The sequence below is a fragment of the Pseudodesulfovibrio sp. 7M6 genome, from assembly GCF_050058625.1.
In the GTDB taxonomy this organism is placed as follows: domain Bacteria; phylum Desulfobacterota; class Desulfovibrionia; order Desulfovibrionales; family Desulfovibrionaceae; genus Pseudodesulfovibrio; species Pseudodesulfovibrio salinus.
The window spans coordinates 1,525,944-1,541,694 of the sequence record NZ_CP188816.1 but is presented as its reverse complement, the minus strand read 5'-3'; the positions used below and the strand labels follow the sequence as shown (position 1 = coordinate 1,541,694).

Genomic DNA, 15,751 nt, shown 5'->3' with positions numbered 1-15,751 from the left:
CGAACTAATCCTGTTTATCTTTAAAGAATCGCATTAAGAACTCAACATCCTTGGGGCTGAGGTTGAAACGGACGCCAGCGTCCTCAAGAAGCACGGGCAGCGGACGTGTGTCCCCTTCTTCCCGTTTCTCGCAAACCCAGGCCACGGCCTTTCGGGTCAGCTCGCTCTGGGGCAATATGGTTGCCATGCATCCCTCCATGCTAGTTACGGATCAGTACGGAAATACACCACCTTCTGAGGGGTTGCAAGGAACGTCTACTTGGGCTAGGCCCTTGGAAATCTAGATTTTCACATCAACAGTGAGGAAAGCATGGCATCCTGGTATGTGGCGATTATTCTCGGCATTGTCGAGGGACTGACCGAATTTCTTCCCGTGTCGAGCACTGGCCACCTCATCATCACAGGCCATTTATTGGGGTTTACCGGCCCCAAGGCCGAAACTTTTGAAATCGTCATCCAACTCGGTGCCATTCTTGCTGTTGTCGCATTGTACTGGCGACGTTTCATCGGACTGATCCGCCCTGCAGCCGGACAACGTTTCTCAGGATTCCGTGGCCTGTGGCTTCTTTTCCTCACCTCCCTGCCCGCCTCTCTTCTTGGATTGGCAACACATCACTATATCAAAGAATACCTGTTCAGCCCGACCACGGTAGCCTGGGCACTGGCGGTCGGCGCGGTCATGATCTTTGTGGTGGAAGGGTTGCCCAAAAGCAACAGGACTCAAACACTGGATGAGCTAACGCCAAAACAGGCTCTTGGCGTCGGGTTCTTCCAATGCCTCGCCCTCTGGCCGGGGTTCTCCCGTTCCGCATCCACCATTATGGGGGGAATGCTCCTGGGGGTAAAGCGCACCGTAGCCGCCGAGTATTCGTTTATCGCGGCCGTGCCGATAATGTTTGCGGCAACAGGGTATGACTTCCTCAAGAACTACCATCTGTTCGTGCTAGACGATCTGCTCTTCCTGGCGCTGGGATTTTTGGTCTCCTTCATTTCCGCCTGGATAGCGGTCAAAGGTTTTATTTTCCTGCTTGGACGCCTGACCCTGCGCCCTTTCGCTATCTATCGTCTCATATTAACACCGATCATTCTTTTGTTTTTGTAAACAATTTCAGAAAATTCCCTTTTCTGGCTTTTTCCTCTTGCCAAGACGGGAAAGACAGTCTAAGTACTGTTTCCGCTTCGGCGCACAAATGGCGAGGTAGCTCAGTTGGTCAGAGCATGCGGCTCATATCCGCAGAGTCGGAGGTTCAAGTCCTCTCCTCGCTACCAGAACGAAATTGAAACCCGCAACACTGCATGTTGCGGGTTTCTTTGTTTTGTCTCCCTTCTCCCGAGCACGGAGGGCCTCAAAATTAAAACGAAATTAGAAGTTGCCAATCCGGTGTTCGAACATATATTAGAAGCAACAGTTCTTTGACATGGGGGCGCACTGGTTTCGACGGGGATAGTTGAAGCCGAAGTCGCAGGCCGAGGTTGGTCGATGGCCTCGTAAAAAATCGACTAAAAGATAATTGCCAACGACAATTACGAATACGCAATGGCTGCCTAGTTGCAGAGTTGCACCTTGACGGCATAGCCCGTCACGATTCTACCGCCGACGCCTTATAAGCGTATAGGATCGTCAACTCATAAGGCTGGCAGTGAAGGTTTGTTCTTCACCTTCGCTGCGAGAACTTAGTAAGAACTAGCATGGCGGCCGTTTGGCCCGGAGCAACCCGCCTTGCGAAATATGATTCCGGACCTAAGCCTGTAGAAGCTTTCGCGGATCGTTCTCGGACGGGGGTTCGACTCCCCCCGCCTCCACCAACCAAAGTAAAACAACGCCTTACATATCCATCCCTTTAGTAAGAGGATATGTAAGGCGTTTTTGCGTTTCGGTTCAGCCGCCCTCTCCTGGCCCTGCAAATGGCTCAGGCGAGTATAAGAGTTGAGCTTACGAACTAGGCCGACTGGTAGGATCTATTCTTCTCGTTGGCGGCCTGGATGGTATGGTTAAGAAGGGCCGTATCGACAGGCTTATGCAAATAGGCAAACGCCCCAAGATTCATGCAGGCCTCACGGTCCATCTCCTGGCCTCCGAGAATCAGAACCTCCGTATCAGGATGGTCGCGCTTGAACTGCTGCACCATGGCAGTGTCATCCAAGTTGGGCATATCAAGCACGACTACGTGAGGTTCGCCATCACCAACCTTCTCGCTGGCAGCCTTCACATCATACAGGGCAAAGGTATCGTGCTGGCGCAGTCTTTGGGACAAAAAGAGTTGATGTCCTCTCCCTTCGGCCGAAACCAGCGTGCGGGCAATTCTACGCCGAACCTGCCTGCACATAGCAGCTTGATGATACTCCTTGCCCACACCGATTTCCACGCTCTCCACGCCGCGAATGCCGGCAACCATATCGACAACGCCATGCCCGAGGACTTCCAGCAGTTTTTTATGATTATCCACGGTGACAGATGTCACGCCATCGGAAACAAAGACAGTTACATCATACCCTTTGTTCCGAAGCGTTGACTGTATGCAGGTCTCCAGTTCAACATCCTCCGCATTTCTTTCACTCGCGCAGGGGGAACTCGGTTTCAGCATAATGTAGCGAGGCAGACGGGAACGTCGATTGACCATGGTAACGGGATGCTGCACGCGGTCATAAATATCCCCTTGATAATAACGGCTTCCAAGCCCTATCTCTACATCTCGAACGCCCTCAAAGGTTGCCACGAACTCCATCAATTGCCTGGCAGCAATCTTAAACGTCTTATCGTGGTTCACAAACCGCAACCGAACAGCACCGCTGTGAACTGAAACGGCAAGCTCGTGCCCAAGAGCCGCCAGCGTTGTTTCAACCCGCTCTGCCAAAAGAAAATCCAGAATCTCCTGATGAGAAGCGATGGTGTCCTGAACGGCAACACTCGCCAACCGTTCCACCACAAGGTAGGCACTCTGCCGAATTCCGGTGGAGCCAACCGGAATTTCCATGTCATACAGAGGCGTAGCCCAAGGATCGTTGCAGTTTGTAACGGAGACAGTCCAATCCGCGCGAGCCTGATCGTCCACCTGGATCATTTCCCTGGCCTCGGCTTCGGAAAGATTATGCTGTCGCATCCCTTTGCTCACGCGGGCCCGCATACCGGACACAAGGCAGACACGAAGAACGTTTTCAATTTCCGCCGGCACCAACAATGAGGTGTAGCCCCAAAAAAGGATATTCTGCTTTTCAGACAGCTTTTTCGCAACAGCGTAGCGTAACCAGGGAATGGCCTTCCTCCGGGCGTCCCACCCGTCTTCAGCAAGATCACCCCCAGTCAGCACTCCGCCAAGTTGACACTTGTCCAGCCCAGACAAAAGAGCGGCATCGGCTATGATCTCTTGATCTGTTACAAGACGAAATCCGGTTATATCGAGTACTTTTTGAACAACCGGATCGGAATCACAGAAAAGACCGTTGAATACAGTAATGGCTGTCATATTTCACTCATTTCCATACACAACGTATGGTCTGCCGCGCGATTCTGGCTCCTAACGCATATCATCTCGAGAACACACTCGTTGCACTCTGCAACAAGAACGACATGCCACAAGGATCAAAAATGAATCAAATGCGGTTTTGTTATCAAGAACAAACACTTTTTACCAATAAAAACAAATGGTAACAAAGTGAGCACCATCATCTGAATTTCATTTTTGCAGATTCTATTCCAGAAGCGAATCGTCTACATATCCAGAGAAAGGGCACGCTCCATCCAAGCCCAAACAATAAAAACAGCTCAGGATACGAGTGTTATATCAATCTGAATTAAAAGAAGAAATAAGGGGACAGATAAAAAATGAAAAGCCAAGACAGGTTTCTTTCTCGCTTGGGGACAGAAATGGAACTCCTCTACCACTTACCACGGCCAGCAGGCAGGAAAAAGAATTCCACGCGGCGGTTTTTCTGCTTATTGACCTCAGTGGTGCTAGGAAATAACGGCTTGGCACTCGCATAACCTACTGCTTTCATCCGAGTTGCGGGAATGTTGGAGTGTGTGAGGATGTACCGAAGGCAAGTCGCGGCTCTGGCAGCTGAAAGCTCCCAGTTTGAATTGTAGAGGCTGGACTCCGGCAACGCTCCGTCTGTATGCCCGCGAATTATCAAATTAAAATTTTTATTCTCCATCCCTTCAATAACGATATCGAGCGCTTTCTGCGACATTGGAGTCAGCTTGGCGGAACCTTTGCCAAATAAGACCATATTGCTGAACCTAAGCATGACGCCAGACTTATCGTTGCTGACACGAGCCATGTTCGTCAGGTCATGTGCTCGGATGAACTGCTTGAGCCGAGCACCAAGTTCTACTATTTCTCGCCGTTCCTTAACAGTTCTGCGTTCCTTGAAAGATGTTTCAGCATAGGGAGTATTGGTAGCAGAGCTGTCCTCAAGCTGGACACCCAGAGCCTCTTGAATGGAACCCAACATCCGCTTGAAATTGGTTACATCGGTATTGGTAAATGAAAGAAGCAGCACGAAAAAGCACAGCAACAACGTCACCATGTCGGCGAAAGTCGCCATCCATGCAGGGATGCCTTCCTCTTTCTTAGGCGCTTCTGGCGCAGGTCCACCGGCTACGGCTTCCTGCTCTATAGCTTCTTCCTTGGCCATTGCAGCTCCTACCATGCATCCCGTTGTGGCATGTGCAAATAGAACTCGACACGCTGATTGGCTCTGCGATTTTCATCCGAATCATTGGGAACAGCCGGGCGCGTATCCGCATAACCGACAGCTTTGGCCCTGCTTATTTCGATATTTCCCTTGCGCAAGATATAATCCAAAGCAACCGCGGCACGAGCGGCGGAAAGCTCCCAGTTCGAGGGAAACTGCTCGGTTGATATAGGCCTGTTGTCGGTATGTCCCCGCACGACAAGATTCAACTTGTAATCCTTGAGCACCTTGACAACACTATCCAAAATTTCGCTGGCACCCGGCTTCAGTTCCGCTGTCCCAGGCTTGAACATGGCCGAAGAATTGGCGCTGAAAATCACTCCGTCACGGTCAGCTGAGACACCGGCCCCTTGCTTGACCTTGTCATCCATCTTCCCAATCAGGGACTTGATACGCATGACAACCCCCAAAAGGAGGCGGTCATCATGGGATATGTCTGCGACCATGTCTTTGGTCGCCTTCGAGCTCGTGTTGAACATGGCCATCTGATCGGAGATAGCCCGAACTTCCTTAACGCCAAATGCTCCCTTGATGGAACCCAAGGCGTCCCTGTACTTCTCCTCGCTCTGCTCGGCAAAGGAAAGCAGCAGTACAAAGAAGCACAGCAATAACGTCATCATATCGGCAAAGGTGGCCATCCATGCGGGCAGCCCTTCGTCTCCTCCGGGTTCCTCGGGTGGCTTTCGCCGAACGACTTCTTCTGCCGTATTATCGGCCATACCGTTATCCCCTACTCTTCACGTCTGGCGGGCGAAAGGAAGGCCTGCAACTTTTCCTTTACGATGGTGGGATGATCGCCCCGCTGCAGCGAAGAAACGCCTTCGATCATGATCTGCATAAACAGAGCGTCTTCTGCGGAACGTTCTTCCAGCTTGGTGGACAAAGGAAGAAAAACGACGTTGGCCATGATCGCTCCATAAAAAGTGGTCAGCAAGGCAACGGCCATGGCCGGGCCAATGGAGGACGGATCAGAAAGATTGGAAAGCATGTTGACCAGACCAATCAGCGTACCAATCATGCCGAACGCCGGGGCCATGGCTCCCATCCCTTTGAAAACAGCCTGTCCCTGACGGTGGCGCTGTTTCATGAATTCCAGTTCAATCTCCATTACAGATCTGACCAGAGCTTCGCTCGACCCGTCCACAACCAACATGACGCCTTTTTTGAGAAACGGATCCTCAATGTTGACCTTTTCCAACGCAACCAGGCTTTCTTTGCGCGCAGTATCCGCAAGGCTGGTGATGAGCCGTATTATCTCCTGCGGATCATTGGATTTGAACAACAGCGTCTTCAGGCCAACCTTGATGGTCCCGATGACAACCCCCATGGGGAACATGACGAAGGCGACGGCAAAGGTGCCGCCAATAACGATGACAACCGAAGGGATGTCGATAAAACCCGCAGCGTTCCCCCCCATGATAATAGAGGTGACCACCAGGCCAAAGGCTCCGACAAGGCCAATGAGAGTTGCAATATCCATCTGTTATCTTTTTAGTTTTCTGGCCGATGTCCCAATGCGGACTTCGCCGTTTTCGTAGTAGAAATACACGTCTTCCAAAAAGTCATCTATTTTAAGATAGGCTGAACCGATACTTATCTCGACCCCTGGCTTGACAACGCCGGGAACGAGAATTTTGCAATTTTCAATCTGTTCGGTTCCGTGAATCCCTTCCCACAACTTTGCCTTCAGCATCTTGAGCAATTCGTATTCCCGCTGGGCGGCATCAAGCTTGGGGCCTATCTCGGCACGCAATTCCTTATTCTTTGTTATCACCTTTTCATAGCTTTTGATATTCTCATATAATTTTTTTATGCGACGATTGTACTCCGCATCCGCATAAATCAACGTGGAGTCATAGCCCACTGTCAGGCTCGTATCCGTATCCAGACCGCCTCCGAGCTGCTCCCCCACATAAATGTATTCATGGCAAAAAATATCTCCGCCGGTCAGCCGTCCGCCTACTGCCAGTCTTCTGCCGCAGTACACATTGCTGTGCATCAAGGTCCCCTTGACCATGATGTCCCCGCCGGATTTGAGAGTGGCATATTCACAGAACGAGAGTTTCATATCCATGCCGGATTCAAGAAAAGCCTGCTTGCTTCCCTTCACTCCCCCCCTGCACCTTAAATCGCGAAGAGCTTCAATATGTGCCCCTTCTACCTGCCCCTGAACGGCAATATCGCGGCCTTGTAGCATAAAACCGCTTCGAACGCTTCCTCCCACAGTCAGATTGCCGATGAAATTTACATTGCCGATATGAAAATCCACATCTCTCACGATGGTAATTTCTTCATCAACAACAATCTTACCGTCCAGATAACCCACGTTACCGTTGACTGCGGCAAAAAGATGATTTTTATCATTGCGCCTGATCCCGGTCCCCCGTCCGGCCGGAAACACCTTGTCCTCATACACAAACCGGGGGTCAGCCTCTCCTTCCACATTCTCCAGATCCTCCCACTCCGCAAGGACACTGCCAACCTCAACATTCTGCAGCAAGTTGAGATCATGGTGGTCCACACTACCGTCTTCCAGTTCCTTGGGCTTGGGTACCTTGCTGTCCTGGTCAGGATCAAAATGATGTTTCAGAAAATAGGACATTGGGCCTCTTGTGTGCGGAGGTTGAACGCAGGTTCAAAAACAGGATAGCCAAACAAAGTCAAAACAGTTTTAACTACTAGTAATAGTATTCCAATCTGAGATATCAGTCAATGAGACGCCCCTCCGCTCTCCCCACGTGGGGATGATAATTTTTCTTGAGTGGCCCTAAAGATTCTTTACCTGTTACCGATAAAACAGACGTAAAGGGCAAATTGTTTGGGATGATTCGTGTAACACCAGGGAGGGATCCATGAATATCCCCGAGAGCACCATAAAGACCAGCCACGAAGGGCACTCGGAGAGTTCCTTGCAGGCTAAGACGGCAAGCAACACAGCAGATAAAACCCAAGCGGCGGGTACCTCTCTTTCGGGAAAGTCCGATAGAAGTGATCCTTCGGGTGCGGCCGTACCTTCAAAGGATACAGTAAACAAGCTTGTATCCGAAATGGAAAGTCGGCTTGAAAAAAACAACGTCCAGTTAAAATTCAAGGTGTTGGAAGAGAATCAAACAGTCCAAGTGGAGATTTTGGACGGCAGCGGCAAGACGATTCGTAAAATCCCAAGTGATGAGCTGGTAAGCTTGTCGAAATCACTCAAGAATCTCGACCGCGGCTTTCTCGAAAAAGTTTCCTGATCATAAAGTATTCTGCAAGGAAGACCTCCCTTCACCCGAATGGGAGGTCTTTTTTTATTCTTTGTAATGCCCATCCAAACCGCGCAAAAAAAGGGCCCTGTCCTAAAGACAGGGCCCTGATTCCTTAAATTGTCTTTCCGAATTACCAGACCTTTTCGCGCTGTTTGGCCAGTGCGGCCTCCTGCTCGTCAAAAGTCTCAAATCCGGCGTGACGCATGGCGTCCCAAACAGTGTAATCCCAATCCCAGCTGGCGTAGATGACCGGCTTGTGGAACATGGAACGGAACTGCAGCATTTCCTGACGGTAGAACTCCTCCTTCGGAGTCTCCATGTGCTCACGCAACTGCTCGCTGAAACGATCAAGTTCGCCTTCGTACCATTCCATGAAGTCTTCGGGCGACTTGTATTTCTTCAGGATATGTCCGTAGCTGTTGGCCTCCAGAAGCGTGCACAAATTGTTCATGTGCTGCTTCTTCAACCATTTGCCCAAATCCCGAGTGGCGATATTCTCGCTCTCGACTTCGGCCATATCCAGCTTGGTCTGGAAGTAGGTATCCGGCACGACAGAGGCGGATACGATGCCGGCAATGGCGACTAGGCCTCGAAGAATAACGCTGTTGCTGACGCCCTGACCGCAGAATCCTACCTTCTTGCCTACCTTCTGACCGGAGAAGATGGCGGACAGGATTGCCCAGACCACGGCCGGATCTTCCTCGTCATAGATATGCTGGAGGCTTGCATTATCGCGGTCGGTAGCAAGCACCATCTGGGTCATGTCGTTGGACCCGATGGAGAAGCCGTCCACTTCCTGGAGGAATTCCTTGCACAGAACAGCATTGCTCGGAATTTCGGCCATAAGGATAACCTTGAGACCGTCCTTGCCGGATTCCAGATTGTGCACCTGCTTGAGATACCGCTTCATGCTGCGGGCCTCTTCCAGAGTACGTACGAACGGGAACATGATGCACAGGTTCTTGCCGCCGTAAATCCCCCGGGCCAGCTTGAAGGCCTCCAACTCCCAATCGTGGATATTGCGAGAAACACCGCGATAACCGATCATGGGGTTGTCTTCATGAGCCTCGAACAAGGAGCCGCCCAAAAGGTTCCGGTACTCGTTGGACTTGAAGTCCGTCGTCCGATAGACAATGTTCTTGCCATAAAAAGCCATGGCAAACAAAGCCAATCCCTGGGACAGGGTCTGGATATAATTTTCTTTTCCGGTGGTGTAGCCGCGCGATTCAAGCAGCTTGCGGATACGATCGGGAAGCGTGGCGACCTCGTCCATCTGGGACTTCAGGCCCATCTTGAGGGCCACTTCCTCACGCATCTCGGTCACTTCATCTATGTAAGCAGTGACTTCGGGGTCTTCCTTCAGCCGCTTAACATACTCAGCTACCACCTGCTCATGTTCCTGACGCACCTTCCAGGCCTCGGAGCGCACTTCGGGCATGGGATCAAGCATGTCAGTGTAACCGAGAACAACCGCGACATGGGCTTCAAGGTCCATGGAGGTCTTGAGCACGTCCAAACGCTCCGTAGCCAGGGCAATGTGCTCATCCAGCTTGTGGTCCATTTCACGCAGCTTGCGGTGCATGGCGAGGACTTCATCAGTGCTCCGGGAGCCTTCCTGTTCCGCCAGGGCATCCATCTGCTTGGAGATGCCGGTCACCAGGCCGACGTATTCCCGCAGCTTGAGGGGAATACGAATCAAGCCATCGGCCAGTTGCTCCTTCATGACCTTGGTCAGACGCTCATCCATCTGGGTGAGCTGCTCATCCACCAAATCATTCAGCGTATCCTTATCGTAGGCTTCCAGGGCCATGGGGTGGACACCGATGTTGCCGAGCATGAACTCCGCACGCAGCAAGCCAATTTCGAAATCGGGCACGTTGCGCAGGCGGGAGAGGAACAGGGCCTGTCCGACATCGGCCAGAATCAAGCCGACTTTCGTCTTGGTTTTCGGCAACTCGGCGACGTTGATCTCGCCGCCAACCTCGACCAGAGGCAATTCACCGCGGTAGACCTTGCCTCGGGAACCATCAACAGTCACCTGCTGACCATCGAGGGAGCGAAGGGCCTCGATACGCTGAATACCAATGATGGCGGGGATTCCCAATTCACGGGACGTAATGGCGGCGTGACTGGTGTCGCCACCCACATCCGCCAGAATGGCCGAGGCGATACGCATACCCGGGACCATGTCCGGATCGGTACGCTCGGCCGCCAGGATATCACCCTTATTGATTTTGTTCAGTTCCAGGGCGGAACGCAGGAACTTGACAGTGCCCTGCCCTGCGCCGCGGGATGCGCCGTTGCCTTCCAGGATGACTTCAGCCGAATCAATGGCCTTTTTGTCCACCTCGCGACGACGCATGAAAATGGTGTGCGGATGCTGCTCGAAGTCTTCGTTCCACCGGGTTTCGGGACGAGCCTGAACAAACCAAAGACGGTCGGTCTTGTCGATGCAGAACTCGGTGTCCATGATCATTCCGCCGTATGCCTTGGAAATGGAGCGCACACCCTGCGCAACCATTTCGGCCTGGGCGATGGAAAGAGCCCAGCGGGTGACCTCGTTCTCCGGCACCTTCACAACATGCGTGCCGCTGCCGTCCTCACGGTAGACAATCTTCTTTTCCTTGCAACCCATGTAGCGAATGACGACCTCATGGCCGCCATCACGCTGAAATACATAGAACTTATCTGGCGTAACCATACCACCGACAACCGCTTCGCCCAAACCGTAGCTGGCATCAATGGAGACCAGATCGTTTCGCTCGGTGCCGCGGCAGCCGGTCGCAGTATCGGCGGAAAAGGCTGTACCGGATATGATCGGATTAATCATACGCATGAGGCAGACGGACAGGGAAGTGTGCTCGATGGCCCACTCCTTCTTGGCATTATCGGCAATGGAATCATCACCGGTCTCTTCCGCCTTGATGATGGCATCAAGAATAGCCTCACGACGATACGTCATGGAGCGCAGATTATAAGCGGAGGCGCAGTCCCAGTGATAGGCTTCCAGGCAGCCCTCGGCCCCTATGATATTGAGATAGGTGTCCTGGAGACCGGCAAAGGCCTTCTTACGGCTATCCTCACCAGCCGCAGAGGAACGAACGGCCACCGGCACGTCGTCCATCCCGGCTTCCTTGCAGATTGCCAGATAAGCGCCTTTGACTTCGCGCGCAATATCGTCGGGAATGGAAACGGAAAGAATGGCGGACTGAACCAGCACGGACCGCTTGCGGAGCTGATCGATTCCCTCCGGTGAGGTGGCAAAGCCTTCCACTACATTATTAACAAAGGTGCGCAGCTTGATGGGCGTGCCCGATTGCTTTTCGGACTGCTCGCGAATCTTCTTGCCGACACTCCGAACAAAATTTTGCAGGAAATCCGAATCCTGATTTACTTCATCGGACTTCCAATCGACACTGTTGTATTCCTTGTCCACAATGGAACGGACCACAGCGGCATTCACCTTGGTCTCATCCAGAATGACATGGAAGGCGATGGAGGAAATGGCCCGAAATTCGGGAGCCCGAATACCGGCTACCTGGCTGATGATGGCGGTGTTGTAGTTCTTGCCGCCCACCAGCAGTTCCGCTTCCGCGCCGATCTTCTTGATATCGGCACCGTTCAGAACCAGCTTGTTTGTAAGGGTGTCCGTCTTTGCCGCGACTTTGCCTTTAGCTGCATCGGCAGTTTCGGCGGTCTTCTTCTGATTTTTGGCCATTGTTTCCTCCCGGAGCTGCCACGCGGTCATGGTATGGTCTTATTATCACCTACCCAACCGAGGCCCGTGACGGCCTGAATTATGGAATGAACATGTCGAGTTAAAAGCCCAAACTGAAATTCAGATAAACACCGCCTACACGGTATATACGGGCTTCGTCAATGAATCTATTGGTCCGACCAATATACCATTAATCATGCTGAACCATAGAGGAACTCACCACCAAAAATTACTACTCCGATTTCGCTGAATACAAAAAATAAAGGGCAGACAGCATGTTACATGCTGTCTGCCCTAAATTATGTCATGATTTGGTTGTTCAGAGAAGCAAACGTGGCAAAAGGACCAATTTGCGATTCTGGCAACTTTTTTCTACAATTTTTGCCCGCAGTTGGGACAGAAGTTAGCCCGCTCAACAGGCATTTCCGTCTTGCAGGTGGGACAGATACCGGCTGCGGGTCCAAGCTCCACAAGAAGCTCCCCTTCCACAACCGGAACCATCTTTTTGTCCTCGGTGAAGTTGGCGGCCTTAAGCACTCGGCGGACCATGCCGTCCACAGGTGCCAACACGGATTTTTCCTGCTTCATGATGGAGATGTTGAACAGCTCCTCACCAGCCTTGACCATGTCGCCGGGACGGACATGCATGACCCACAGATCGCCGTTGCTGGGCGAGCCGACCTGGAACTGGTTGGCCGGGTCAGCCATGGGCGTGGCCTCACGGCCTCCCGCGTCAGGCTCGGCAACCTTGACCTGATGGCTCGTAATCTCGGAATCCAGCACATAGCGAACAACGGCCATACCGTTCTCGTCGGGTTCGGAGATGTCGAGGATACGCATACGGTGCGGCTTGTTGCAGTTGCCCTGGAAGTTGAGCACTTCGCCCTTCTCCAAGCCCTCGAACCACACATCAACTGGCAATTTGTTGATATTGCCGTACTTCTCGCAGAAATCAATGGTGGTTATGGCATCACCGGGATGGTTGAGATACATGACGAACTCTTCCTCGGTGGGCTGCCGATGCAGACGGGACTGAAGTGCCTCCTTCTCCGCAGGCAGATCAACGTCAGGCAACGTTTCGAGGGGAGAGACTTCGGTGCGCATATTGATGGCATCTTCCCACCCCTTTCCGAAAGCGGACTGGTACACCCAATCAGCCGGGAAGCCCAAAGGCAGCTTGCCGAACTTTCCGAGAAGGAGATTACGGAAGGCGTCATTGGCATCGCGGTACAGGGCAAGGCGTGCATCGCGCTCCAACTCCGTCAATTCTTCTTCCTTGCACAAAGTCACGATATCCAGAATGTTCAGGAGTCGACGAACCTCACGTTCCCCGCCCCGTTTATAAGCACCTGTAACTGCAAGGAATGCAGTATTCCAGGTAATCTGCGAGCCGGGAGTCACGTCATGATAGCGAACAACCTTACGCGTGCCCTCCAGGAACTTGAGCATATACGGAAGCAGGCGGATGTATCCCTGCTTGAGCGCGCCTTCCTGAGACGAGGAAGTCGCGCCACCCGGCATACCGTGGCGCACGACGTCGTGGTCTATGCCCTGGAAGAACGGTGCGGTGTATCGATCATAATACGGCATGATCTGCTTCAACAGGAAGTTGGTGGAGCGAATCATATCCTTATCAAGGTGCGTCTTGAGCCCGATCTCATCCTCAATGTAGGTAGCCGTCGAAAGGACTTCGCCCTGACCGTACCAACGCACGGAAGCGCCGAGAGCGACGTCCACGATGTGCGCGCCAGCCTCGGCGGCCGCACCCATAGTCGGAACAAACAGACCGTCGGTGTAGTGGCGATGGCTGTGAATGACCAGCTCCGGATACTGCTGCCGGATGCAGGAGATCAACTCCCGCATGAACCTGGGAGGACAGACTCCGCCCATATCCTTAAGTCCGAGGATAATCATCCGTTGAGCCTGCTTTTTGCTGACACCGGCAACATCAGCACACATGGCAATGATTTCTCCGGTAACCTTCAGATAGCGGTCAACATTGAATCCCTTGGCCCAGGACAGGGAAAGCGCGGGCTCAAAGATGTTCTTGGTGGAAGCAAGCGCCACCTCGGCAAAGGGACGCATATTTTCGACATGGTTGAGGAAGTCGAAACAGCGAATGATGTCGTAATGCTCGTTGATCATCTCGCCGGTAAGCCGCATCACGTTTTTGGGCTGCGGCTTGTAGCCGAGGACGTTTGTCGAACGAACGAGAATCTGCTTGAGGGTATTGGGCGCGAACTTGTTCCACTCCGCCGCTTCGGTGAACGGGTAGGTCATGTTGGCCAGCATGGCTACATGAAAATGCGCACCACCACCGTTCTCAAGCGAGAAGAAGCCGCACTTGTCCAGATGTGGACCGATAAGGGCATCCTCAGCAAGCCTGAAACGGTTGCCGCTGTTTGACTGCGTGATGTCGCGAGTCGTGGTGTCGGTCATGTGAATGATACCGGCCTCACGATCCGAACGAAGGGTATCGAGAATCGTATCGCGATCCATACCGCGCGAGAACTTCGGCTCAAACCAGGAGGAAATCTCCGGCGGCTCGGCCACGGCAAAACGCCCCACCCTTCTGTCGTCGCGGCCGCGATACTCACCAAGCTGGACATACTTGTTGTAGCCCAGGGCGGATATCTCGGCGACCAACCGGGTCAAACGCAGGGAATCCGGATCACGATCCTTATAGTCCATAAGCTCGGCATAACTCTGCCGAACAAAATTGGTATCATAATCCGCATTGACGAACTTGGGATGGGAAACAATCTTCCGATGAAACGGAATGGTCGTCTTGAGCCCACCGATCATGTACTCGCGCAGGGCGCGGTTCATCAACGCAACGACCTTCTTCCACGAGTTGCCGTAGGCGATGAGCAATGCTGCGGCGGAATCGTAGTTCGACGGGAAATAGTATCCGTCACCCACACAGGAGTCGATGCGGATGCCCTGGCCGCCGGGCGAAATGTATCGGGTGATACGGCCGGAGTTCGGCTCGAAATGTTTCTGCGGGTCCTCGCAGTTGATTCTGCACTGGAACGCCCACTGAAACGGCTTGGTGCTTTCCTCGGTGCAACGCAGCTCCGCTCCGAAGGCGATGGCGATCTGTTCTTCAACGAGATCAATTCCGTACCGACATTCGGTGATACCGTGCTCCACCTGAAGGCGGGTATTGACCTCAATGAGGTAGGGAACACCTTCGGCGTCAACCAGGAACTCGACCGTGGCCAAGGAGTAATACCCCACGGCCGAGACCAGCCGCTTCGCATATTCCTTGAGCTGGGCACGAAGCTCTTCAGTGTATTTGGGCCAGGGAGAAGGCGTGATTTCGATCAGCTTCTGATGGTTGCGCTGGACCGAACAGTCACGTTCATCAAAACAGAAGACATTGCCGTGCTGGTCCGCCACGACCTGAATCTCGATATGACGAACCGAGGTCAGCAATTTTTCCACGTAAAGGCGGGGATTGCCGAAGGAAGCCTGGGCAAGCGCCGAGGCCTTGGAAAAGGCGTTTTCCAGATCCTCTTCCTTGTACACTTCGTAAATACCGCGGCCGCCTCCGCCGCCTTCCGCCTTGAGCATGACGGGGAATCCGATCTCCCCGGCGATCTTGCGAGCCTCGGGAATGGATACGGCGCCCTCGGAACCGGGAACAACGGGCACGCCTTGCTCCATAGCCAGTTTGCGCACGGCAACCTTGTTACCCAAGATACGCATGGGTTCCTGAGGGGGACCGATGAAAATGATGCCCGCCGCTTTACATTTGGCGGGGAAGCTGTCGTCCTCGGAGCAAAAGCCCCAACCGGGGTGGATGGCAACCACACCATGGGCCTTGGCCTCACGGATAACCAGATCGAGATCGAGATAGGCTCGCGGATCGGCACCGAGCATCAGAAGCTCATTGGCACCGGAGGTTGCGGGAGAGGTTTTATCCACGTCAGTGGCGGTCATAATCGCCTTGGCGTCGAACATTTCCGTAATAGAGCGGCAGATACGGCGTGCCGGGATGCCCCGGTTGGCAACGAGAATCCGCTTGCCCCGAACCTCTTCGAGAACCTCATCAAAGGACTTCGGCTTCATGGATTTCACTGATCTC

Annotated in this window: 10 protein-coding genes, 1 tRNA gene and 1 other RNA gene; 4 read left to right on the top strand and 8 right to left on the bottom strand. The window is 52.9% G+C overall.

Annotated elements, in window-relative coordinates; genetic code table 11:
- Positions 1–4: 4 nt before the first annotated feature.
- Positions 5–187, bottom strand: coding sequence for a hypothetical protein (locus tag ACI0FG_RS07295; RefSeq protein ID WP_419787882.1), 183 nt, complete (start codon positions 185–187; stop codon positions 5–7).
- Positions 188–310: 123 nt separating this feature from the next.
- Between ACI0FG_RS07295 and ACI0FG_RS07290 the strand changes: the two genes are divergently transcribed.
- The 3 genes from ACI0FG_RS07290 to ssrA all read left to right on the top strand — a co-directional run bounded on the left by ACI0FG_RS07290 (position 311) and on the right by ssrA (position 1,806).
- Positions 311–1,102, top strand: coding sequence for an undecaprenyl-diphosphate phosphatase (locus ACI0FG_RS07290; protein ID WP_419787881.1), 792 nt, complete (start codon positions 311–313; stop codon positions 1,100–1,102).
- A 90-nt stretch (positions 1,103–1,192) separates the two neighbouring features.
- Positions 1,193–1,269: transfer RNA gene (locus ACI0FG_RS07285), tRNA-Met, on the top strand.
- Between the two features lie 151 nt (positions 1,270–1,420).
- Positions 1,421–1,806: a transfer-messenger RNA gene (gene ssrA, locus ACI0FG_RS07280) on the top strand.
- Between the two features lie 134 nt (positions 1,807–1,940).
- On the opposite strand, the gene ACI0FG_RS07275 is transcribed toward ssrA, so the two are convergent.
- The 5 genes from ACI0FG_RS07275 to ACI0FG_RS07255 all read right to left on the bottom strand — a co-directional run bounded on the left by ACI0FG_RS07275 (position 1,941) and on the right by ACI0FG_RS07255 (position 7,297).
- Positions 1,941–3,464, bottom strand: a complete 1,524-nt coding sequence (locus tag ACI0FG_RS07275; protein ID WP_419787880.1) for a cytidylate kinase family protein — start codon at positions 3,462–3,464, stop codon at positions 1,941–1,943.
- Positions 3,465–3,876: 412 nt separating this feature from the next.
- Positions 3,877–4,635 (bottom strand): flagellar motor protein MotB, encoded by a 759-nt coding sequence (locus ACI0FG_RS07270; protein WP_419787879.1) that lies wholly within the window; start codon positions 4,633–4,635, stop codon positions 3,877–3,879.
- Positions 4,636–4,643: 8 nt separating this feature from the next.
- Positions 4,644–5,414 carry an OmpA/MotB family protein gene (locus ACI0FG_RS07265; RefSeq protein ID WP_419787878.1) on the bottom strand — a complete coding sequence of 257 codons (771 nt, stop codon included), beginning with the start codon at positions 5,412–5,414 and terminating at the stop codon, positions 4,644–4,646.
- An 11-nt stretch (positions 5,415–5,425) separates the two neighbouring features.
- Positions 5,426–6,175: a motility protein A gene (locus tag ACI0FG_RS07260; RefSeq protein WP_419787877.1), complete on the bottom strand. Its 750-nt coding sequence runs from the start codon at positions 6,173–6,175 to the stop codon at positions 5,426–5,428.
- Positions 6,176–6,178: 3 nt separating this feature from the next.
- The gene (locus tag ACI0FG_RS07255; protein WP_419787876.1) at positions 6,179–7,297 is read right to left on the bottom strand and encodes a FapA family protein; all 1,119 of its coding nucleotides are present in this window, start codon (positions 7,295–7,297) and stop codon (positions 6,179–6,181) included.
- 250 nt (positions 7,298–7,547) lie between these two features.
- Here ACI0FG_RS07255 and ACI0FG_RS07250 point away from each other — a divergent pair, with 250 nt between their 5' ends.
- Positions 7,548–7,931, top strand: a complete 384-nt coding sequence (locus tag ACI0FG_RS07250) for a flagellar protein FlaG (protein WP_419787875.1) — start codon at positions 7,548–7,550, stop codon at positions 7,929–7,931.
- A gap of 142 nt (positions 7,932–8,073) precedes the next feature.
- Here the strand turns inward: ACI0FG_RS07250 and ACI0FG_RS07245 are convergent, their stop codons facing one another.
- Positions 8,074–11,661: a PEP/pyruvate-binding domain-containing protein gene (locus ACI0FG_RS07245; protein ID WP_419787874.1), complete on the bottom strand. Its 3,588-nt coding sequence runs from the start codon at positions 11,659–11,661 to the stop codon at positions 8,074–8,076.
- Between the two features lie 372 nt (positions 11,662–12,033).
- Complete coding sequence (locus tag ACI0FG_RS07240) at positions 12,034–15,735, bottom strand: pyruvate carboxylase (protein ID WP_419787873.1); 3,702 nt, start codon at positions 15,733–15,735, stop codon at positions 12,034–12,036.
- Between the last annotated feature and the right edge of the window lie 16 nt (positions 15,736–15,751).